Raw genomic sequence first — 22,580 nt, forward strand, 5'->3', positions numbered from 1 at the left:
GCGATCAGTCCAACGGACAGTGTCGTAACGAGTAACGCCGCGACCATCTTATCGGGCAGCAGCCACACTCGGATTCGATGAATCAAGTTCCATCCCCCGTTTCGCATCTAATCTCGTAGAACGATCTCGTCAACAATGGTGTGGACTACACCACACTACCAATTTCGCACAAACCGAAACCCACCCTCGTCGCCACTTTCTTCGTACCCCATGGCCTGGATCGTCTTGTCCGCAGGCGACCTGCGCAGGAAATCAAGCAGACCGTTTGCACGGCCTCCGGAAAGATCATTCGCCGTAGCGAACTCCGAATTGGGATCATGACCAATGATCTCAGAGGCTCGATAGAGCAATGAGAGCGCAGCCAGCGGCTCTCGCGGATCACCCGTGATTGCCTGGGAAATCGCCGCAGCTAGTATGCCGGCACGAAGCTCACGTGCACTCTGATGACGGACCGCAAGGGACGCGGCTCGCTCCGCGAACGCATTGAGCACCCGGTCAGCGCCACCTGGCATGAGCCGCTTGATCTGTTCGAATTCGGCGCCGTCCGCCACCTCGAGGAGCAGGTCTTGAATCTGGCCGTCCCGGGCAGACGGCAGGCTGTCGCGGCCGTAGTTCACGTTGTTGTTCGGCTCAAAGATTGAGAATTCCTGCCCGTCGCGGTTCACAACGATCAACTCCTTGGAGGGCGCAGATAGCCCGCATCCCACTTGTAATCAGCATCTGCGAGCATCTTAAGTTCCCGAGCCATAACGGTCAATCGACCGTTGGTAGAGTCCCACAAATTCCCGCGTATCGGGGACGCTAGGTAAACATCCTGCTTGTTCTTTATAACCGCGTCTACCCATGCGTCGTTCTTTGCGATGGTCCAGTCCGGGATGTTGAGAACGTCGTGGCCAGCCCAGCCCTGGGCCACCTCGGTGTCCGGCAGACGACCGATAACTGCAATGTTTCCTGGCTTCGGAGCGCCAGCACCGAGGATTGAGCAATTATGGACCAATACCGGGCTACTGCCGGAGATTACATAGTACGTATGGATGGCGTCGACGGTGAGGTTATAAACCTGGCGCTGCTCAGTCCACTCCCGAGTTGCAACCACAGACGCTGGCCGGTGGTCAGCCGTCTCGAAAACGTAACCATTAACCAGATCCTGCGCCTCGACCCAGCGGCTCTGATCCGCGACCCAGAACGGGTGGCCGCCCGTAGCGGTCAGCCTCTCCGTTCGATCACCCTTCTTGCCGTCAGTGTCGATGGTGATCTCGACGAGGTCCTTGCTGCCCACACCGACGATCAGCGCCGTAACCGCACGCTTTTCGGTACGTCCGGTCGTGGGGTCCGTTGCCAGCACCCTTTCGCCGACCCGCACCTGGTCGATGCTCTTGGATCTGCCGTCCGCCATCAGCACCCGGGTTTCGCCGGTGAAGCTGTTACTGGCGCACTTGCCGAGCAGGCCCCGACCAATGCTGCGGGCCTCGCCCATACCCGCGTTCAGCGCCTTACTGCCGGCCGACCGGAGACCGCCGCCCAGGCCCCGGATGCCCGCACCCAGCGCCTGGCCGCCCATGGACCCGAGCGCACCACCCAGGGCGCCGGTGAGGCCGCCCATGGCGGTGGCGCCAGCGAGGTCCCAGCCGCGCTTGCCGTTCATGTAGCCGGTGACCGCCGAGCCGACCGCGCCGGCGAGCGCCCCGCAGGCCACCGCCCCGACACCGGTCCAGCCGATGGCCGCCCCGCAGCCCAGGCCGACGACCGCACCGACGGCGAACCCGGCGATCTCAGCGGCGTGGTCCTCGACGAACTGGGTCGCCTTGTCCCACATCTTCTCGGTGCCCTCGACGAGCGGCGCCAACTTCTGTGCGGCTGCCAGCCAGAGGTTCTGTTTGAACTTCTGTGGGTCCTGGATGGCCATTGTGGTGACCGCGACGACGCTCGCCGCCATCTTGAAGCCGGTGGAGACCACCTTGCCGAGCGTGATGAGCGGCTTGGTCAGGGCCTGGATCACCGGCAGCTTGGTGAACTTGACAGCTTGTTTGATGGCCGACTTCGCGGCGGCTGTCACCGCGACCTTTGCCTGGTAGATGCGTTGCGCGACCATCTTGGCCTGTTGTTTGGCCCAGTCGGCGGCGCGGGCGACCTGGTTGAGTCCGGACTGGATCTTGTTGCCGACGTACTTGGCGGCGCTCACCGCCTTTTCGGCGATCCACTTCGCGCTGTTGGAGATCGCTCGGCCGACCGCCTTGATGCCGGACCACGCGTAGTGAGCGACAGTTGACACGAAGTTCCTGGCGTAGCTGTACGCCGTGTACGCGCCACTGACGACGTTGGAGACGGTGTTGCTCACCGCGCTCGCGGCACGCTTCATCCAGCGTGGCCAGTGGCCGTCCGGGTCGTCGAAGTCCAGTGGGGCGCCAGCACCGTAGGTGTAGCGGTTGGCCAGGATCGAGTCGCCGGAGGTGTAGTTGACGCTGTCCCGCGAGGTGAACGTGCCGGTGCCGGGCTGGTACCAGCGGGCACCCATGTCGACCTGCCCGGTGTCCGGGTCGGTCCAGTCCCCCTGGAAGCCCAGTCGGCCCGTGCTGCCGGTGCTTGTCACCTTCTTGCCGAACGGGTCGTACGCGGTGGAGTCGTTCAGCGTGGACAGTTGGGTGTCGGCCGGGTTGATGGCCGCCACCACGTCACCGTGGGCGTCGGTCAGCGACAGCCGCTTGTTGGCGGCCTGGGCGGTGGCGAGCAGCTCGTCGTTCGGGCCCCGGCCGTAGTACTCGTACCCGTCGTGCACGACCTCGTCGCCCAGACCCGCGTAGACGAAGGAGTTGCCGGTGCGAGACGCGACCCGGTCCAGGCCGTCGTAGGTGTAGGTCTGGTCCTGCGCCCCGGTGAGCCGGTCGAAGGCGTCGAACGAGAACTGCTCGGCCAACCCGGAGCTGGTGCGGGTCCGCAGGGTGCCCCGCGCGGTGTACGCGTAGGTGTAGTCGCCGTCGGAGAGCAACCGGTTGCGCTCGTCGAAGGTCGCGGACTTGGATCCGGCCCGTACCCGGTTTCCGCTGGCGTCCCAGGCGTACGTGACGGTCCCGGCCGGGCTGGTCCAGGAGATCAGCCGGCCGGCCTTGTCATAGTCGTAGGTGTTGTTGCCGGCACCGGCGGTGCCTGTGGTGTTCTTGCTGCTGAGGTGGCCGTTCAGGTCGAAGCCGTAGGTGACCGAGGCCACCGTCTGGCCACCTGCGTTGCGCAGCACGTCGCTGGCGACCCGCCCGTAGTCGTCGTACCCGAAGGTGCGGACGCGGCCGGCGCCGTAGTCGACGGTCTTGACGTCACCGGCGGCGTCGTAGCCAAGCTTCTGCTGCTGGCCGGTGATGCTGTCGGTGAGCGTGTCGAGGCGACCCTTGACGTAGCCGAAGCTGGCGGTGCCGGTCAGATCGGTGCGGCTGGTCACCCGGCCGTCGTCGTTGTAGTCGAAGCTCGCCGTGCCGGAGGGGCCGGCGGTGGACAGCAGCCCACCCCTGTCGTTCCAGCTGTACGTGTTGCTGCCACCGGGGGCATTGACGCTCTTCAGCCGGCCGTCTTGGTCGTAGTCCAGGGTCCGGGTCGCGGTCGGGGTGTCACCCCCGGAACCGGTCTCCACTGTCAGTCGGCCGGCCGCGTCGTAGGTCCGCGTGCGGCTCACCCCACCCGGGGCGCTGAGCCGCACCGCGTTGCCGTCGGCGTCGTAGGCGACGGTCCAGGTGCGGTCCGCGGAGGTCGGGTGGCTCGCCGTGGACGGCTCGATCGCCGACTCCGGCAGACCCAGAGTGTTGTACGTGTAGATGGTGGAGTTGTTGCGGCCGTCGGTGTAGCGGGTTCGGTTGCCGGCGGCGTCGTACCCGAACGTGGTGGTGATCGGGTCGGCGTCGGTCGGCTCGATCTGCTTGACGAGCTGGTCCGCCGCGTCGTACTCGTAGGTGGTGACGGTGTTGTAGGGGTCCTTCGACGAGGTCATGTTGCCGGCCACGTCGTAGCCGTAGCTCTGGGTGCGCAGGACCGTGCCGTCGGCCTTGAGGTTCATGGTGCTGACCCGGTTGCCGAACTGGTCGTACCCGCTCCGGGTGGTGCGGCCGAGGCCGTCGGAGACCCGGACCTGGCGGCCGGCGAAGTCGTACCCGAAGATCATGGCCTCGCCGGTCGGGGCGGTGCTGCGGGTGATGTCGCCGGCCCCGTTGAAGGTGTTGACAGTGGTTGCCCCGGTCGGGGACGACGACGAGGTCAGGTTGCCCGCGTCGTCGTAGGCGAGCTTGCTGACCAGGTTGCGGGTGCTCGGCCGGCGCTCGACGACGGTCTGGGTGACCTGCCGGTCGAGGTCGTCGTAGGTCGACTCGATACGGGCGCCGGTCGGCCCGGTGACCGAGAGGACCTCGCCGGTGCGGGTGTAGGTGTAGCGGGTGAGCGCCCGGTCGTCGTTGGTCTTCGACGGTTCGTCCCGGACGGTCAGACGGTTGAGCTGGTCGTACGTGTAGCTGGTGACGCCCGCCGGGTCGGTTTCCTCCAGCACGTTGCCCAGGGCGTCGTAGCGGCGCTTGTGCTCCGGGGTGACCGTCTGGGACACCCCGGGCGCCTGGTACGTCGGCGCGAGGCTGCGCACCACCCGGCCGAGCTTGTCGTACTCGGAGGTGGAGACCCGCCCGAGCGGGTCCTTGACCGCGACCTGCTCATTGAAAGTGTTGTAGCCCACCGAGCTGCTCGGGTTGGTGGAGACGGCCGTGTTGCCGTCGCTCTCGGCCAAAACGGTCGGGCCGCTCTGCCCGATCTGACGGCCAAGTTCGTCGTAGCGGAAGGTGCTTGTGTACTTCGCCTTGTCGGCGCCGCTCACATTGCCACGCGGGTCGGTGACCGAGGTGCGCAACCCGCGCTGGTCGTACGTGTAGCTGGTCACCCTGCTCTCACTGCCGGCGGTGACCTTCTCGGTCTTCACGTTGCCGGCGTCGTCGTAGGTGTAGTCGACGACCTCGGAGGTGGCCAGCACATCCCAGTTCAGGTTCGACGGGTTGCCGGTCCGGACAGTCTGGGTGACGTTGCCGTTGTAGTCGTAGGTGAAGGTGTTGGTGCGCCGTACCCCGCTGGGGTCGATCACGGAGCTCTTCACCTTGCCGGTCTTGTCCGGCGTGTGGTCGGTGATCTGGGTGCCGTTGGCGCCAACCTTGCGGGTCACGTTGCCGGCGCCGTCGTAGGTGTTCTCCTCCACGACGTAGTCCCGTTTGGAGCCGTCGGGGTTACGGAAATCCTTGAGGGTGATCTTTTCCAGCAGGTCGTCGCGGTAGTACTTGTACTCCAGTCGCCGGCCCATGGCGTCGGTGTCGCTGGCGAGCCGCCCGGCGAAGTCGTACGAGTAGGAGTGCAGGATCAGGTAGTCGCCGGTGCCCGTGCCGGGGGTGCCGGCCGGGTCGCTGCGCCAGTCCCGCAGCCGCACCTCGGCCACCTTGTTCTGGGCGGTGTACGCCCAGTCGTAGCGGTTGCCGTTGGCGTCGGTCATGGTCGTCTTGTTGCCGAACCGGTCATAGCCGTAGCTGGTCTCGTTGCCCTCCGGGTCGACTACCCGGACCGGTCGGCCCTCGTCGTCGTACTCGGTGCTGGTGACCCGCTCGGGGTCACCGCCGAGCAGGTCGGAGACGGTGACCTTGGTGGGGTTGCCGTCGGCGTCGTACTCGTTGACCGTCCGGCTCTGGTGCTGCTTGCCGGCGACGGCGTCAGCGGTGACCGGGCCGGTGACGGTGGCGACCCGCGAGTGCGCGTCGTAGGTGATCGTGGTGGTGACACCCGCGGGATAGGTGTCGGAGATGACCTTCTCGGTGATCCGCCGGCCGAGCGCGTCGTAGGTGTACTCGGTCACCAGCCCGGACGGCTCGGTCACCTTGTGCAGGTCACCGTTGGCGTAGTACGCGTAGGCGGTGGGCTTGGTCTGCGCGTTGGTGATGCTCCTGGCCAGCAACCCGGGCGGGATGATGCCGTTGACGCCGACTTCGCCGCCGGAGGTGTAGGCGTGGGTGACCGCGCTGCCGTCGGGGTTGGTCTGGGTGAGGAGCTGTCCGGTCGGGTGGTACGTGAAGGCGGTCCGGTAGTTGTTGTCGGTCGGTCCGGTCGAGCGGCCGTCGCGCTGCTCGACGGCCAGGTCGACCCGGGGGTCGAACGGGTCGGTGACGGTTGTCGAGTAGGTGTAGTAGTTCGTGAAGCACTGTGTGGGCGTACGGCAGCTCTTGCGGGTGGCGAGACGCCCCCGGCTGTCGTAGGTCATCTCGACCGTGTCGCCGTTCTCGTTGGTGACCTTGCTCTGCTGGCCGTCCTCGTTGTAGGAGAACGAGCGGATGGCCATGCCGTCCAACGGGTGGCGCACGAAGATCGGCCCACCGGCGTCGCCAGGAATCACCGTGCAGAAGGCGGGATCGTTCGGGTCGGGCTGGGTGCAGACCTCGGTCGGTGGTGGGCTCGGGGTCGGGCTGGTCTGCCCGGGGCGGTCCTCCTCCCGGGTCTCCAGTCCGAGCGGGGTGCCGGAGCGCAGCAGACGACCGGCAAGCGCGTCGTACTCGTACAGGTAGGGGCGGTTGGCCGGGTCGAGGACCTGGACGCTGCGCCGCAGATCCGTGTCGCCGCCGTAGACGGTGGGCTGGCCCACCTTCCAGGTGCCGCCGTTGTCGTCGGTGTACTCCTTGACTCGGTCGGTGGCCGTGTCGTACTCGACCTCGGTGGCGACCCGGCCGCTGGGCAGGGTGACGCGGGTCAGCTGTTGAGCGGCCGGCTTCGCGTACCGGAAGTGCGCCTTGGCCGTGTCCGGCCCGATCGGGTGGGAGTAGACGGCAACCTCGTCGATCGTGCCGGCGAAGTAACGCTGGGCTGTGCTGCCCCAGCCCGACCACGACCCGGGCGTGGTCGCCGAGGCGAGACCGACCTGGTTGAAGGTCAGCAGCGAGTGCTCGATCGGCTGCCCGGTCTGCCCGGCCGGGTTGGGGACCTTCTCACCGTCGAGGTACATGGTCTGGGTGTTGGCCATCGCGGACAGCACGACGTGGTGCCACTTGTTGTCGTTGACGGTGCTGGCCGAGGTGATCGGTGCGATCGTGCCGTTGGCGAACTGGCCGCGCAGCTTGCCGTCGGTGCCGGTGTAGAGCAGGGGCGCGCCGCTGGTGGCGGCGGTGCCGACGGCCTTGTCCTGGTAGCCGATGAGCGGGCCACCGGTCTGGGTCAGGCCGATCTTGAACCACAGCTCGACGGAGACGTCGCGGCTCTTCTTCACCAGCCCCTTGGGCAGTTCCAGATACGCCGAGGTGCCGTTGAAAGCAGCGGCGGTGCCGGTGGTGCCCTCCACCACACCGGGCTGGCCCAGCGTGACGTTGTTGCGGTACGTGCCGGCGTCCTTGCCCAGGTTGATCGCCACGTCGCTGGCCGCGCCGGTGCCCTCGGCCTCGCCGAGGCGGTAGTACGAGTCGGGCTTGGCGTCGAGCACGGCGGTGCGGTAGTGCGATCCGGCCGCGTAGGCGTAGTTGGTGCAGGCCGACTCCGGGCCGCAGACAGTGGTCAGCAGGTCACCGTTGTAGGTGTAGTTCCAGGTCAGTCTCGCGCCGTTGACCTGGTCGGTGCTCACCGTGGCGATGTGGTTGCCGTTCCAGGTGAAGATCAGCGACCGGCCGGCCGTGTTGCTCTGGCTGTTGGAGACCTGAGCCCGAGCGAGTTTGCCGGTCATCGGGTCGAGGGTCAGATTCACTGAGCGGCCGGATTTGTCGCTGATCTTCTGGAGCTTGTAGAGCAGCGAGAACTGGTACGTGCTGCCGGAGCGGTCGACCAGCTTCCAGTTGCTGCTGTCGACGGTGAGCTTCGCGACCCGGCCCGGCGGCGGCGCGTACGTGCCGTCCGGGTTCTTGCCGAACCGCACCTCCTGGCCGTCCGGGTAGCGGACCACCACGTTGCCGGTGCCGTCGTTGTCGGGGACCAGCGTCATATCGTACCGGCTCGACCAGCCGGCGCCGAAGACGCCGGACGTGCGGGGGTCGAGGCTGTTGTAGGTGCGGACCAGGTTCAGCTCCGGCCCGACGGTGACCACAGTGGCGTCCACCGCGGAGGTGGCGAAGTTGCCGGTCTGAGCGTCGAACTCGCGGCCCTGCTCGGCGTTGGGTGAGGTGGCGATCCGGGACAGCAGGTCCGGTTGTGGCACCGACGCGAGCATCGTCGAGTACGGCGAGATGACCTCGTTGGCGCTGTCCTTGACGAAGGACCGCCACAGGTAGCTCTTGCCCCAGACCATTCGGCCGGCGGGCACCACCCAGGACTGCTTGGCCTGGTAGCCGGAGTTGGTGCAGTTGGTCGCCGCACCGGCGTCGGTGCGGTCGCAGATCTCGAACTTGAACGACAGGGAGGCGCCGGGCGCGGCGTCGGTGTCCACGGCCCGGGCCCAGAGCAACGGGGTGAGCGTGGGCGCCTGGTAGCCGTTCTCCGGGTAGAGCTCCTGCACGACCGGCGGCACGTCGAACACCTGGAGCACGATCCGCCCGGGTGGCACCTGGTGGTCGGTGAAGACCGCCCCACCCGTACGCACCATCGTGAAGTCGAGGAAGTAGTTGCCGGGCTCCAACCGCTTGACTGTCGCGTCGAGGGTGACCTTCGCGCCACGGGCCAGCGTGGTGGGCAGGTTTGCCGCCCGCTGCTGGGTCACCGCGGCGCCGGTCTGCGCGTTGTAGACCCGGTAGGCGAGGTAGTAGTTGGCCGGCGTCCAGGCCTCGGCACCGAGGTTGGTGACTGTCACCTTCACCTTGCCGTCCTGGTTGCGCAGGACGGCCGGCTCCGGCGTGGGCTTCGGGATCGCATACCCGGCGTTGTACGGGCTGTGGGTGACGTAGAGCGCCGGGGGGTTGGCCGTGTCGGTACCGGCGAACTTCTTCCACGCCAAGGTGTCGGTGGTCGACGCGCGCAGCGAAAGGCCGTTGTTGGCCTGCTGGCCGTTGGCCCAACGCTGCACGAGGTTACGACCGGCGACGCCGAGGTCGAACATCTCGCCGGCCGCCGGGCACGCGGACTGGGACTGGCCGAGAGCGACGTACCCGTGGGCGAAGGAGCGGCTGACCAGCGAGCCACCCACCGACGGACCCGGGTACGAGTAGCCGGTGCCGGCCGACCACGACCCGGTGACCGGGTGGACGGTGACCGCTCGTGCCTTGCAGGAGCCGGCGTCGAAGTTGACCGCAGAGAGCGCCGCGCCGTGGATGGTGTGGTTCTGGAGTCGGCTGACCAGGTCACCGAACTTGAGGTAGGCCGCCGCGTTGTCATTGGCGGAGCGACCGACGAGCAACTCGTCCTTACCCACGACGGAGCGGTCACCGTGCACGTACATGCTGCTGTCGGCCTTGACCGCGTCCACCGGCGGGCCGACCGTCGGGTCGACCTCCACCGGGTACCGCCGGGCCGGGTCGGCCAGCCACGCCCGGTCGGGGGTGACCTTCAGCGCCGTCTGCCCACCCGTGGTGACCAGCTCGTACGCGACCTTGGTGGAGGTGGCGGGGCCGGCCGTGCCCGATCCGGCGTCCACCATGTATCCCGGCGGGATCACCCCCCGTGCGTGTCCGTCCCGGTCGCTGAGGACAACCTGACCGTCGACCAGCTTCGCGGTGAGGTTGCGCAGACTCAGCGGGAACACGTACGACGCGGGTGCCTTGGCCGAGTGCAGGACCAGGGTTTCCTTCACACCACCGGCCCGGGGCTCCAGACGCAGGTCGACGTCGGGGCGTACGCCGGAGTAGGTGACGGCGTTCCCGTCCACCCGGCCCGGTGCGTTGGTGGCCTCGGCCAGACCGTAGCCGAACTCGGTGTCACCGTCGAAACTCAGCCGGACCAACTGGCTCGCGGCGGCGTGACCGGCGAGGCGCAGACCTACCGAGTCGGCGGTGGTCCCCCACCCGTCTGCGGCCGGCACCAGGGCGTGGTCGATGGGTGCCCAGGTGCCGTCCGGCTTGCGGTAGTTGATCGGGGCGGAGGAGAACTCGGTGGTCTGGGTGCCGTCGGCGTTGTCGAAGACGCGCTGGTCGACACCGCGCTCGGCCGGTCGTTCCCGGCTGGTGCGCTTGTCGAAGCCCTTGGTGTCGTCGACGGGTGCGGTGGCGACCGACGCCTTGTTGCGTCCGGGGGCGGGCTTGTCGGCGAGCTTGTGCGGCGGGTACTGCGCGCGCTGCGACTTCGGGAGGTCGCGGTTGGGTCGTCCGGACGTGACGTGGGCCTTGCCCGCCGCCGAGCCCCATGCCTGGGTCGGCTTCTTGCCGCCGCCGTGGCCGGTGGAGGTGGCACCGTCGCGGTCCCGGGCACCGCCCGTCGGCAGCGCGGTTACCCCACTGCCGCCCAGGTTCAGCATCAGCACACCGGCCAGGGCGGCCGCCAGGACCGACCGGGTGGCGCCGGACCCGAACACCGAGCGTTGCCGGGGTAGCCGACCACGCAGATCGGTCAGCCGACCACGCAGATCGGTCAGCCGACCGCGCGGGTCGGGCAGACGGCGGATGCTGAAGGACATGGTCACCCCTGGATCGAGGACGGGTTGAGAGGCGGAGCGAGGCAAGCGAGGGCCGCGAGACCGGCGTCGGTCACGCGAAACCGTGTGTGATCACCGTTCCCTTCACGGGCACGGCAGTACTCGTCGACCCATCGGTCGACGAGAATTCAGGAGAAACGAAGACGAAAATCGGGTGGACGGAAGTCACGTCGGAACGGTTCGCCCAACAAATCCGATCTCGCCTCGCCACGGCAGAACGCCGCCAGGTTCACGGTCACAGCTTCACACCCCCGTGTGCTGCTACTCGTCAATATGCCGCTGTAGGTTGCAGCACTGTCAATCGACTGTCAAGCGACGGCGGCGAAGGGCGTGCGGATCAGCGCTGCGACCTGGGAGGATTACTTTCCGTCAAGACACTGGGCGTTTGACGGCTTAGGTCCGTTTGCTACGCGCTCCGATCCGCGTCGACAATCCATCGTGGACACCGTCGGACTTCCCGATCCGCACCGAACCTCCGCCCGTCGACCGCCCTCGGCAGGCGATCCACGGCCGTAAATGACGGATCGCATCCATGGTGGATGAATGCACGCGGCGAACAAGGTAGGCAGTTTCGGACCGGCCGGGAATCGCGCCCTTCGTGATCTATAGCAGTCTATTTGTTTGTTGTTGATGGAGGATACGTTAACGGGACGATCCGCATCGGCTTGCCTGCTGCCCTACTCTGAAGGAGCCGCGGCGCCACTTCGGCAAGTCGAGGCCTTAGCGCCTGCATCCCGGGCGGATGGAAGCCACCGTATGATCTGGACGAAGTTCAGAAGCGACCGCACCCCTCGCCGACTCCACGCCGTGTCCGACCTGCGGTTTCCTGCCAGCGGACGTCAGCACCTACGAAATCGGTATCCCCACCTCAGCGACGACGACATCGTTCTCGTCGAAACCGCGACCCGGCAGTGGTTCCGGATCATCGCCCGCCAGCCCAACGCGAAGCTGTCGATGCCCTCGGTGGTCGTGGACGACCTGTGGCAGGAGTTGACCCTCCACGCGCAGGACTACGCCACCTTCTGCGACGCGGCGTTCGGGCGTTCCACGCACCACCGACCGATGTCCGCGATGAGCGGCGACACGACCGACGCCAATCGCGGGCCTCTCCTGCTCGCCACGCTGGGCCACGGCCGGCGGGACGAGGGGTGCGGCCCGACCGGCCTTCCTCTGTTGTTCCGGGTGGACCAGGAACTGCACATCCGCGATGGCAACCGCTACCTGGCCGACTGCGGAGGCCGAGGCGAATGCTTCCCGGTTTCCGGGCGGGTCTGCCTGCAGCACCTGGCAGGGCCGGGCAAGCGGCCCAAACCAGCCGGCATTCGCGGCGATCTGCCCTTCAACGACGGCCGCCACGGCTACGCCGGCGGCGGAGGCGGCGGCGGCGAGTTCAGCGGTGGGGGCGATGGCGGAGGCGGCGACGGCGGTGGGGGCGGTGGGGGCGGCAACTGAGGCCCGGCTCGGCCACCTGGGACGGTCGGCACCTTGTCAGCGGGCGTGGCGTTCTGCGGCCGTATGCCACCAGGCGGGCGGGCTAGGGTGGGTGACCGTCGCAGTCGGCTGGTCAGGGTGCAGGCCGATTCTCCAAAGAAGTCCTGACCCACCAGGCCAAGCGACAGTCGGCCGCAGAAACAGCATTGTTCAGGGACACCCGCGTCGCGGAACTGATCCTCGTGGGAGCCGACGTCCCGCACCCGGATTCCCCCGCTCGGACAATGAGGCGCTGAGACTAGCGGAGCCGGGTCAGCGCGGTCACCGTCCGGTCCGTGCCGTCGTAGCTGCGCGCGGCGTCGAAGTCGCCCGTCGGGCGCTGCCCACAGGCGACGGCGCGGGCCAACCGCAGGTCCGCGTTGCGGAACCGCAGGGCCAGGCTCAGGTGCGGCACCCACACCTCCGGCGCGTGCCACGGGCGGTGTCCGTCGGCCTCGGCGAGGACGTCCCAGACGGCGGCGTGCAGCGCGGTCAGCGCCGGAGTGGGTCGGACGAGCCAGACCAGTGGGGCGCTGCCGTCGAGGACGACGACCCGGTCTAGCGGCACCGGCACCGGCAGCGCGGCGTCGAACAGCTCGGCCAGGCGGTGCTCGACTCCCGGCGGGAACTCGTCGACGGCGGCGAGGGTGAGGTGCGGCCGGTTGGTCGGGTGGGTGTTGCGGGCCAGGCTGGGCAACCCGGCGGCGGCCAGACGGCCCCAGACCGCCCGGACCGCGACCTCCAGGCCGGGTGAGCAGACCAGTTCCACAGTACGCACGCGCCTACGCTAGCCGGACGGTTCACGCCGCCCCCACGGATCGGAACCGAGCCACACCCTTCAGGCTGAGTGGCGGCGGTGAGCGTCCCCGGCCGACACCGGGTTGACCTCACCCGCGATCCGGGCGCGGTGGGTCAGATCGAAGATGGCGACGACGGTGATGGTGGCCGCGCCCAGCAGGCCCACCGCCAGCGGCGGGAGTCGCGCCGCGACCGGGCTCAGGATCAGGCACGCCACCACGGCCGCGAGGCAGTGCCTCGTCAGGCGGCCGAACACCCAGATCTCGAAGATCATCCGCCCGATGAGGAAGGTCAGCGGCCCGACCAGGATCGCCACGACGTTGCCGGCCGACCGCTGCGCGTCGGGCTCCTTCAGCATCAGTTCGCCTCCGATGCCGGTGAGCAGGATGCCCGCCACCATCACCAGGTGGGTGTAGCTCGCCCGGAGGTTGAGCCGGTACGGGTCCACCGCGGTGTCGATCTTCACGGCGAGGCTGCTCGTGGTGCGATAGAAGTAGGTCCACCAGAGGAAGACCACCGTCCAGAAGGTGAGCAGAAATGCTGTGGTGTCCGCCAGGTCCCGCGTCGATAACCGGTAGAAGTTGCCGGTGGCCAGGATCGTCTCGCCGAGGGCCAGGATGATGAACTGCCGGTACCGCTCGTTCAGGTGTTCGCCCGAGAGGTGCCACTCGTTGGCCCGCGCCCGGCCGAGCCACGGCACTGGCCATCCCAGGACCGGCCCCGAGTAGTCGATCGCCAGCGCGCATGCCCACAGCAGGACTCGGGCTTCGCCGCCGCTGGCCGCCGCCCCGGCGAACCAGACCGTCGCGGACATCAAATACCAGACGACTCCCCGTACCGGCCGACGCCAGGCCGGGGTGCCGCGCAGGTAGAGGGCCATGACCAGGGTCCGGCCGAGGTGGATCCCCAGGTACGCGCTCACGAAGACGAAGCCCTGGTCACCGAAGGCGTCCGGAACGTTGATGGACATCAGCAGGCTGCCGAGCATGACGCAGATGATCAGGATCTGCACCGTGGGCCGTTCGCAGTCGAGGCTGTCGGTGGCCAGGTTGGTGTTGTACCAGATCCACCAGAAGGCCAGCAGGAAGATCACGGCCTGCGCGTCGGCGAGCAGACTGGGCTCCTCGACCAGGGTCGCCGACAAGCGGCCGAGGGTGAAGATGAAGACGAGGTCGAAGAACAGCTCGACGGCGCTGGACCGCACCGGGTCGACCGGACCCGCCGCGACTTTCCTGGGCATTTGCCCATTTTCGCAGTCGATCGGAAGACGAGGACTCGACTGTCTTTATTGACGGGTCAGAGCCAGCCGTTGTCCCGAGCGGTGCGGACGGCCTCGGCCCGGTCGGCGGCGCCGAGCTTCTGCACGGCGGCGGAGAGGTGGTTGCGCACGGTGCCGGTGGACAGGTGCACCCGGCGGGCGATCACGGCGACCGGTGCGCCGACCTCGGCCAGCCGCAGCGTCTCCAGTTCTCGTGGGGTCAGCGGGCACGGGGGCAGGGTCAGCGCGTCGGCGGCCAGCGACGGGTCGACGTAGCGACCTCCGGCGTGCACCCGGCGGATCACGTCGGCCAGGGCCCAACCCGGCGAGCCCTTGGGCAGGAACCCTCGGGCGCCGGCGGTCAACGCGTGGCGCAGGTGCCCGGGGCGGCCGTGTCCGGTCAGCACGACCACCGCGCAGTCGGGTCGGACCCGGCTCAGCTCGGCGGCTACCGCGATGCCGTCCAGGCCGGGCATCTCCAGGTCCACCACTGCCACGTCCGGGCGGTGCGCCAGTGCCGCGGTGACGGCCGCCGGCCCATCGGCGGCGTGTGCCACCACCTCGATGTCCGGTTCCAGGTCGAGCAGCGCGGCGACGGCGACCCGGATCAGGTCCTCGTCGTCGGCGAGCAGGACGCGGATCACGACCGCGCCGGCACTGTGGCTTCGAGGGTGAAGATCGCGCCCTCCCGGCGTACCCGCAGCTCGCCACCGGCAGCGGCGAGCCGGTCGGCCAGCCCACGCAGGCCGTGGCTGTGCGCGTCCGGGGCACTGTCGTCGGCGCCGTCGTTGGCCACCGTCATCCTGGCCACGTCATCCTCCCGATCGATGCGGATCCGACACCAGTCGGCCCGGCTGTGCCGCAGCACGTTGGTGCTCGCCTCCCGCAGCACCGCCGCCAGCTCGATGGCGGCGGGCTGCGGCAGGTCCGCCGGTAGTGGCAGAACCGTGCACCGCACCCCGCAGGAGCGCAGCACCCCCACCACCGCGGTGAGCTGTTCGTCGAGGTCGACGGCCCGATAGCCGTGCACGGTCTCCCGTACCTCGCTCAGCGCGGAGGCGGCCAACCGTTGCACCTCGGCGGCTTCCCGCCCGGCCCGTTCCGGGTCGACCGGGGCGAGCCGGGCGGCGAGTTCGGCCTTCAACGCGATCACCGTGAGGCGGTGCCCCAGTACGTCGTGCACGTCGCGGGCGAAGCGCAGCCGCTCCTCGGCGGCGGCCAGCCGGGCCTGGGCGGCCTGGCCCTGCCGGGCCTCGACGAGCAGGTCCCAGAACCAGACCTGGAGCCCGTTGACGGCGGCCACGGCCACGCCGATCCCGCCGGTCACGGCGAGGTGGCGCGGGACGGAACCGCCGGTCCACCAGGCCACCGCGACCGCCACCGCCAGGACGCCGACCGCGACCGCCAGCGCGGCCCGCCACCGCACCAGCAGCGGCGTCATGCCGATCAGCGCCGCACCGAGCCAGGCCCAGGTCGGCCACCTGCCGGCCGCCACCGGACCCACCAGCGGGACGGTCAGCACCGCCACCACGACCAGGCTCAGCTCGGCCCGACGCCGCCAGCGCCTGTCGAGCCACGGCGTCACGGCCGCGTACAGGACGCCGGTCTGGGCGATCACGAAGGCGAGGATGCCGACCGCGCCGAGCGCCACCCGGCCCGGGTCGGGCTCGCGGGTCAGGCCGACCGCCGGTAGCAGGACGCTCGCCCAGACGCCGGTGGCCAACGACACCAGTGTCGCCTGCCGGGCGCGGCGCAGCCGGCGGTCCGCCCGGGGAGTCACCGCCTCGCTCGCCACGCACCGATCCTAGGACCGTCCCGCGCATGCCCCACCCCTGCGAACCGTCACGGTCGGGCCGTGCGGTCCGCACGGTTTTCCCGTGACGAACGGGTCTGCCGGCCACACCGGGGGCACCGGCAGGGTCGAGGCATGGAAAACACCCGGATGTACGCGGACAGCGCCACCGCCGTACCGTCACCCACTCCCCTACCCACCGACGACCCGGCGCCCCCGGGCGCGGCACCGGCCAGCAGCAGGCGGCGGCTGCTGTGGCACCTGGGCGAGATGGCCCTGGCGATGGTCGCCGGGATGCTGCTGCTCGGGCCGTTGTGGGAGCTGGCCGGCACCGCTCTGGGCGTCGGCGAGTCGCTGGCCCGGCCGGAGGTCGCCGCACTGGTGATGGCCACGAACATGACCGTCGGGATGACGGTGGCGATGCGTTACCGGGCGCACCGCTGGCACGCGGTCGGTGAGATGGCCGCCGCGATGTACGTCCCGTTCCTGCTGCTGTTCGTGCCGTTTCGGGTCGGCCTGATCGACGCCGACGCGCTGCTGCTCGGCGGTCACCTGCTGATGATTCCCGCGATGGTGCTGGTGGCTCTCCGGCACCGACACCAGCCGTCGGCGCCGGTACGCCGACACCGGGTCGTGGTGGCGCTCGCCCACCGCTGGCCGGCCGTGTTGGCGCTGCTGCTGACCGTGGACATGTGGGTCGACCCGAGCGTGCTCAGCCCGTGGACGATGCTGGTGCTGCCCGGCGGCTACCTGGTGATCGGCATGGCCCGCCGCACGCTGGGCGGGCGGGGCGTGCTCGCCGCCCAACTCGTCGGTCTGGCCGTCTGGGTCGCCCTGACGGTGGGCGCGGTGCTGGCCGGCGGGCGGACCGCGGACTGGCTGGTGGCGTTCGGGTGGTTGGCGCACGCCGGCTGGGACGTGGCGCACCACCGCAACCGCCGGGTGGTGCCGCGTAGCTACGCCGAGTTCTGCGTGGTGCTCGACGTGGCCCTCGCCGCGGTGATGGTGCTGGCCATCCTGACCACCGACGCCTGACCGAGGCCGCCACCGGGATCATGGAACAGCCGCAGCACGAGCCCGGGGACAGCTCTTGTGGCGGTCGCCGCAACGGCCCGGACGGCGTGATGAAAGGCTTGGCACATGAGTTCCGCACCTGCACAGCACGACGCACCGATTGACGCCACGCCCGACGGCACCGACGAGGTGAGCGCCTTCACCGAGCTCGGGCTGCGCGCCGAGCTGTTGGGCGCGCTCGCCGCCCTCGGGTACGAGGAGCCGACCCCCATCCAGCGGGAGGCTATCCCACCGCTCCTGGAGGGTCGAGACCTGCTGGGTCAGGCGGCCACCGGCACCGGCAAGACGGCCGCGTTCGCGCTGCCGTTGCTGAACCTCATGACGCCCCACCGCCAGGGCGGCGACCCGGTGGCGCTGGTGCTGGTGCCGACCCGGGAGCTGGCGGTGCAGGTCTCCGAGGCGTTCCACCGCTACGGCAAGGACCTGGGCGCGCGGGTGCTGCCGATCTACGGTGGGCAGCCGATCGGGCGGCAGCTGCGGGCACTGGACAGCGGCGTCGACGTGGTGGTGGCCACCCCGGGGCGGGCCCTCGATCACATCGCCCGGGGCACCCTGCGCCTCGGTGGGTTGGCGACGGTCGTGCTCGACGAGGCCGACGAGATGCTCGACATGGGCTTCGCCGAGGACATCGAGGCGATCCTGGAGCACGCTCCGGCGCAGCGTCAGACGGTGCTCTTCTCGGCCACCATGCCGTCGCGCATCGACGGGATGGCCCGCCAGCACCTGCGGGAACCGGTCCGGATCGAGATCGGCCGCGAGCAGACGGTCGCGGGTGAGGCGCCCCGGGTGCGGCAGAGCGCGTACATCGTGACCCGGGCGCACAAGCCGGCCGCGCTGGGTCGGGTGTTGGACGTGGAGTCCCCGACCGCGGCGATCGTGTTCTGCCGCAGCCGGGAAGAGGTCGACCGGTTGACCGAGACGATGAACGGTCGGGGCTACCGCTCCGAGGCGCTGCACGGTGGCATGAGCCAGGAGCAGCGCGACCGGGTCATGGGCCGGCTGCGGGCGGGCACCGCCGACCTGCTGGTGGCCACGGACGTGGCGGCCCGTGGGCTGGACGTCGAGCAGCTGACCCACGTCGTCAACTACGACGTGCCGTCCGCCCCGGAGTCGTACGTGCACCGGATCGGTCGGGTGGGTCGGGCTGGCCGCGAGGGCGTGGCGATCACCCTCGCCGAGCCGCGTGAGCACCGGATGCTCAAGACCATCGAGCGGGTGACCGGCCAGCGGATCACCATCGACAAGATCCCCACCGTGGCGGACATGCGTACCCGGCGGTTGGAGATGACCCAGGCGGCCCTGCGCGAGAGTCTGCTGGAGGACGACCTCGACCCGTTCCGGGTGATCGTGGAGACGTTGACCGACGAGTTCGACCTGATGGAGGTCGCCCTCGCCGCCGTGAAGCTGGCCCACGAGGTGACGTCGCCGGGTTCCGACGACGAGCAGGAGATCCCGCAGGTTCCGGTCCGGGGGCCGCGCGAGGGTCGGCCGGAGGCCGGTGGCCGGGGCGGCGATCGGCGGGGCGGTGGCCGGCCACGCTCCGGCGGTGGCAACACCGTCCAGGTCTTCGTCGGCCTGGGTCGACGTGCCGGGGTGCGCCCGCAGGATCTGGTCGGCGCGATCACCGGGGAGACGGGCATCCGCGGCCGGGACATCGGTTCGATCGAGATCGCCGACCGGTTCTCGCTGGTGGAGGTGCCGCAGGGGGTGGCCGACGAGGTCATCTCCGGGTTGCGCTCCAGCACGATCAAGGGCCGCAAGGCCACCGTGCGCCGGGACCGCGGCGGCGACGAGCGCTGAGCACGCCGCCGGCGACCGCCGGCCTGAGTACGCCGCCGGCGACCGCCGGAGTACGACGGTCGCCGGCGTCAAACCTCAGAAGGAGTACGGGCCGAAGCGGCCCCACGCCACCACGGCGGCGAGCAGGAGCAGCACCGCGCAGGTGATCGCGCCCTGGATCTCGGTGCGACGCCCCTCCGCGGTGTCCTGCTTCTTCCTGTCGCGCAGGTGCACGAGGATGCCGCCGACCATGACGATGACCAGCCCGAGGGCGGCGATCGGGGTGAGCACTGTGGCGATGTCGGTGAGTGGGGGCAGCACCAGCCCGAGGGCGGCCAGCAGCTCGACGGTACCGAGTGCCTTGACCTGGGTCGGCGGGACCGGGTCCACCCACCGCATCAGTTCGCGCAACTTGTCCTTGGGCTGGGTCAGTTTGGCGAAGCCGACGCCGGCGAAGACGACGGCGAGCAGGATCTGGATGATCCAGAGCACCAGGTTCACGGGGGTTCCTCCGGGGGGACGCCTCGCGGCGAAGAGGTAGTTGAGGATTCAAGCGAGACAGTAGACCTCACCCACGTACCAAAGGACCCCCGCCGTCTCCGATGACGGCGGGGGTCCTTTGGTCGGAGCGTCAGACCGCGAAGAGCGCCGGACCGTCCAGCGTCTTCACGTCGGCCGGGCGCAGCGCCAGGGCGAGCACGTCGGCCACGTCGGCCAGGGTGTGCACGGTCAGCGCCTCGCGCACCTCGGTCGGCAGGTCGTCCAGGTCGGGCTCGTTGCGGGCCGGGATGATCACCTCGGTGAGGCCGGCTCGGTGCGCGGCGAGCAGCTTCTGCTTCACCCCACCGATCGGCAGCACCCGACCGGAGAGCGTCACCTCACCGGTCATCCCGAACTCGGGGCGGACCGGGCGACCGGTGACCAGCGACGCCAGGGCCGTGACCATGGTGATGCCGGCGCTCGGACCGTCCTTGGGCACCGCGCCCGCCGGGAAGTGGACGTGGATCCGGCGTCCCGCGAGAGCGTTCGGGTCGATGCCGAAGCGCCGCCCGTTGGAGCGCAGGTAGGAGAGCGCGATGTGAGCCGACTCCTTCATCACGTCACCGAGCTGGCCGGTCAGGGTCAGCCCCGGCTCCCCCTCCATGCTTGTCGCCTCGATGAAGAGCACGTCCCCGCCGGCGCCCGTGACGGCCAGGCCGGTGGCCACGCCGGGCACGGCGGTGCGCTCGGCCGATTCCGGGGTGAACTTCGGCCGACCCAGGTAGCCGGCGAGGTTGTCGGTGCCGACGCGTACCGGCGTCGGGTCCGTCGCCAGCGTCACCGCCACCTTGCGCAGGATCTTGGCCAGGGCGCGCTCGAGCTGCCGGACGCCGGCCTCCCGGGTGTACTCCCCCGCGATCAGCCCGAGCGCCTCGTCGGCGACGCCGACCTCGTCGGCGGTCAACCCGGCCCGCTCCCGCTGCCGGGGCAGCAGGTGGTCGCGGGCGATGGCGACCTTCTCGTCCTCGGTGTACCCGTCCAGGGTGACCAGCTCCATCCGGTCCAGCAGGGGGCCGGGGATGGACTCCACCACGTTGGCGGTGGCCAGGAAGAGCACGTCGGACAGGTCGAGGTCGACCTCCAGGTAGTGATCCCGGAAGGTGTGGTTCTGGGCCGGGTCGAGCACCTCCAGCAGGGCGGCGGCCGGGTCACCGGCGTAGCCGGCGGCCAGCTTGTCCACCTCGTCGAGGAGCACGACCGGGTTCATCGAACCGGCCTCGCGCAACGCGCGGACGATCCGACCGGGCAGCGCCCCCACGTAGGTGCGCCGGTGCCCGCGGATCTCCGCCTCGTCGCGGACGCCGCCGAGCGAGACCCGGACGAAGTTGCGCCCGAGCGCTCGCGCCACGGACTCGCCGAGGCTGGTCTTGCCCACCCCGGGAGGACCGGCGAGGGCGAGCACCGCGCCGGATCCGCGACCGCCGACCACACCGAGGTTGCGCTCGGCCCGCCGGTTGCGCACCGCCAGGTACTCCAGGATGCGGTCCTTCACGTCGGCCAGGCCGGCGTGGTCGGCGTCGAGCACCGCGCGGGCCGCGGCCAGGTCGGTGTTGTCCTCGGTACGCGTGCCCCACGGCATCTCGAGCACGGTGTCCAGCCAGGTACGGATCCAGCCCGCCTCCGGGGAGGCGTCACTGGCCCGCTCCAGCTTGCCGACCTCGCGCATGGCCGCCTCGCGCACCTTCTCGGGCAGCTCGGCGGACTCGACCCGGGACCGGTAGTCGGCGGAGCCGTCCGGCTCGTCCTCGCCCAGTTCCTTGCGGATGGCGGCCAGCTGCTGACGCAGCAGGAACTCGCGCTGGGACTTCTCCAGCCCCTCGCGGACGTCACTGTTGATCTGCTCGGTGACCTCCTGCTCGGCCAGGTAGTCCTTCACCCAGCCGACCAGCAGCTCCAGCCGGGCGGTGACGTCCGGCGCGGCGAGCAGTTCGGTCTTCTGCTCCAGCGTCAGCCAGGGCGCGTAGCCGGCCGAATCGGCCAGCTCGGAGAGGTCGGTCATCCGCTCCACCGCGTCGATGACCTGCCAGGCGCCCCGCTGTTGGAGCACGGAGGTCACCAGGGCGCGGTACTCGCGGGCCAGTTCCCGGGCCCGACCGGCGTAGGCGGGTTCGTCGAGTTCGGTCGCCTCGACCCAGAGGGCGGCGCCGGGGCCGGGCACGCCGGAGCCGATGCGGGCCCGGGACAGGCCACGGATGACGGCGGCGGGCTCACCCTCGGGGAGCCGGCCGACCTTCTCGATGGTGGCGACCACGCCGACCGGCCCGTACTCGCCGTCGATGCGCGGCACGGCCAGCAGCTTGCGGTCGCCGGTCGCCCGTGCCGCGTCGATCGCGGCCTGGGTGGTGGGGTCGAGGGTCACCGGGATGACCATGCCGGGCAGCAGTACGGCGTCGGTCAGGGGAAGTACCGGAAGAGTTGCCATCGAACACCTCGCGTTGAGTTGAGCGTGTCTCACTCAAGTAACAAAGCGTTCCCCTTGTTCCGGCATGTGACCTAGACCACTGGGTTGGTGCCGTACAGGCGGGGGTCACCCGGGGGCAGCACCGGTTCCGGCGCGTTCGCCCGCGGGTTGTCGTCGTACCGGAACTCGCCCTTGCCGTCCGGCGAGGGCCCGGACGCCCAGCGCCCCTGGGCAGCGTCGGTGCCCGAGGAGAAACCCAGGTAGGTGTAGCCGTACTCCTCGGCGAACTCGCCCGAGTCGGGGAACGCCTCCGGCACCGGCATCTCCTCCAACCCGTCCTCCTTGAGCTGCTCGATCGCCGCCAGCCACATGTTCTGGTGCATCGTGTCGCGGGCCAGCAGGAAGCGCAGCATCTGCTTGACGCCCGGGTCGTCGGTCATGTGGAACAACCGGGCGACCTGGAGCCGACCCTGCGCCTCGGCGGTGACGTTGAGCTGGAAATCGGCCAACAGGTTGCCGCTGGCGGTGACGAACGCGCCGCTCCAGGGCACTCCGTTGGAGTCGGTGGGCAGGGCGCCACCACCACCGTGGATGAAGTGCGCCGGGTTCTCGCCGGCGTACGTCGCGGCACCTCCGGGGTCCTCCGCGATCCCCTCGGTCAGCGACAGCGGCGCGTTGTCCAACAGCCGGGTGATCATCGTGACGATCATCTCGACGTGGCCCATCTCCTCGGTGCCGACGTCGAGCAACAGGTCCTTGTACTTGCCGGGCAGCCGGCAGTTCCAACCCTGGAAGAGATACTGGTTGGCGACGGTCATCTCGCCCCACTTGCCGCCCAGCACCTCCTGCAACCGGCGGGCGAACGCCGCGTCCGGGCCGTCCGGTCTGGCCTCGAACTGCAGATCCTTGACGTGGCTGAACATCCAACCTCCTCGGC

The 22,580-nt window shown here is 69.5% G+C and carries 12 protein-coding genes; 3 read left to right on the plus strand and 9 right to left on the minus strand.

The window, feature by feature from the left end; all coding sequences use genetic code 11:
- Window positions 1-155: 155 nt before the first annotated feature.
- The gene (locus tag IW248_RS10185) at window positions 156-665 is read right to left on the minus strand and encodes a hypothetical protein (protein WP_196926754.1); all 510 of its coding nucleotides are present in this window, start codon (window positions 663-665) and stop codon (window positions 156-158) included.
- Between the two features lie 5 nt (window positions 666-670).
- Window positions 671-10,513, minus strand: coding sequence for a LamG-like jellyroll fold domain-containing protein (locus IW248_RS10190; RefSeq protein ID WP_196926755.1), 9,843 nt, complete (start codon window positions 10,511-10,513; stop codon window positions 671-673).
- 825 nt (window positions 10,514-11,338) lie between these two features.
- Between IW248_RS10190 and IW248_RS10195 the strand changes: the two genes are divergently transcribed.
- Window positions 11,339-11,983, plus strand: a complete 645-nt coding sequence (locus tag IW248_RS10195; RefSeq protein ID WP_196926756.1) for a UCP032817 domain-containing protein — start codon at window positions 11,339-11,341, stop codon at window positions 11,981-11,983.
- Between the two features lie 277 nt (window positions 11,984-12,260).
- Here IW248_RS10195 and IW248_RS10200 read toward each other — a convergent pair whose 3' ends face one another.
- Genes IW248_RS10200 through IW248_RS10215 form a run of 4 tightly spaced genes read right to left on the minus strand, consistent with a single transcriptional unit; the run spans window position 12,261 to window position 15,852 of the window.
- Window positions 12,261-12,779 carry a 2'-5' RNA ligase family protein gene (locus tag IW248_RS10200; protein WP_196926757.1) on the minus strand — a complete coding sequence of 173 codons (519 nt, stop codon included), beginning with the start codon at window positions 12,777-12,779 and terminating at the stop codon, window positions 12,261-12,263.
- A 60-nt stretch (window positions 12,780-12,839) separates the two neighbouring features.
- A complete protein-coding gene (locus tag IW248_RS10205; RefSeq protein ID WP_196926758.1) occupies window positions 12,840-14,039 on the minus strand; it encodes a low temperature requirement protein A in 1,200 nt (399 codons plus the stop codon).
- Between the two features lie 56 nt (window positions 14,040-14,095).
- Window positions 14,096-14,701 carry a response regulator transcription factor gene (locus tag IW248_RS10210; RefSeq protein ID WP_196926759.1) on the minus strand — a complete coding sequence of 202 codons (606 nt, stop codon included), beginning with the start codon at window positions 14,699-14,701 and terminating at the stop codon, window positions 14,096-14,098.
- Window positions 14,698-15,852, minus strand: coding sequence for a sensor histidine kinase (locus IW248_RS10215; RefSeq protein WP_196926760.1), 1,155 nt, complete (start codon window positions 15,850-15,852; stop codon window positions 14,698-14,700). The genes IW248_RS10210 and IW248_RS10215 overlap by 4 nt, the downstream gene beginning before the upstream one ends.
- A 132-nt stretch (window positions 15,853-15,984) precedes the next feature.
- Here IW248_RS10215 and IW248_RS10220 point away from each other — a divergent pair, with 132 nt between their 5' ends.
- Window positions 15,985-16,884 carry a hypothetical protein gene (locus IW248_RS10220; RefSeq protein ID WP_196926761.1) on the plus strand — a complete coding sequence of 300 codons (900 nt, stop codon included), beginning with the start codon at window positions 15,985-15,987 and terminating at the stop codon, window positions 16,882-16,884.
- Between the two features lie 105 nt (window positions 16,885-16,989).
- Window positions 16,990-18,723, plus strand: coding sequence for a DEAD/DEAH box helicase (locus IW248_RS10225; RefSeq protein WP_196926762.1), 1,734 nt, complete (start codon window positions 16,990-16,992; stop codon window positions 18,721-18,723).
- Between the two features lie 75 nt (window positions 18,724-18,798).
- Here the strand turns inward: IW248_RS10225 and IW248_RS10230 are convergent, their stop codons facing one another.
- The 3 genes from IW248_RS10230 to IW248_RS10240 all read right to left on the minus strand — a co-directional run bounded on the left by IW248_RS10230 (window position 18,799) and on the right by IW248_RS10240 (window position 22,566).
- Window positions 18,799-19,203 (minus strand): DoxX family protein, encoded by a 405-nt coding sequence (locus tag IW248_RS10230; protein WP_196926763.1) that lies wholly within the window; start codon window positions 19,201-19,203, stop codon window positions 18,799-18,801.
- A 130-nt stretch (window positions 19,204-19,333) separates the two neighbouring features.
- Window positions 19,334-21,664, minus strand: a complete 2,331-nt coding sequence (gene lon / locus IW248_RS10235) for an endopeptidase La (RefSeq protein WP_124819492.1) — start codon at window positions 21,662-21,664, stop codon at window positions 19,334-19,336.
- Window positions 21,665-21,735: 71 nt separating this feature from the next.
- The gene (locus IW248_RS10240; protein ID WP_196926764.1) at window positions 21,736-22,566 is read right to left on the minus strand and encodes a manganese catalase; all 831 of its coding nucleotides are present in this window, start codon (window positions 22,564-22,566) and stop codon (window positions 21,736-21,738) included.
- Between the last annotated feature and the right edge of the window lie 14 nt (window positions 22,567-22,580).

Source organism: Micromonospora ureilytica, from assembly GCF_015751765.1.
GTDB classification, from domain to species: Bacteria; Actinomycetota; Actinomycetes; order Mycobacteriales; family Micromonosporaceae; genus Micromonospora; species Micromonospora ureilytica.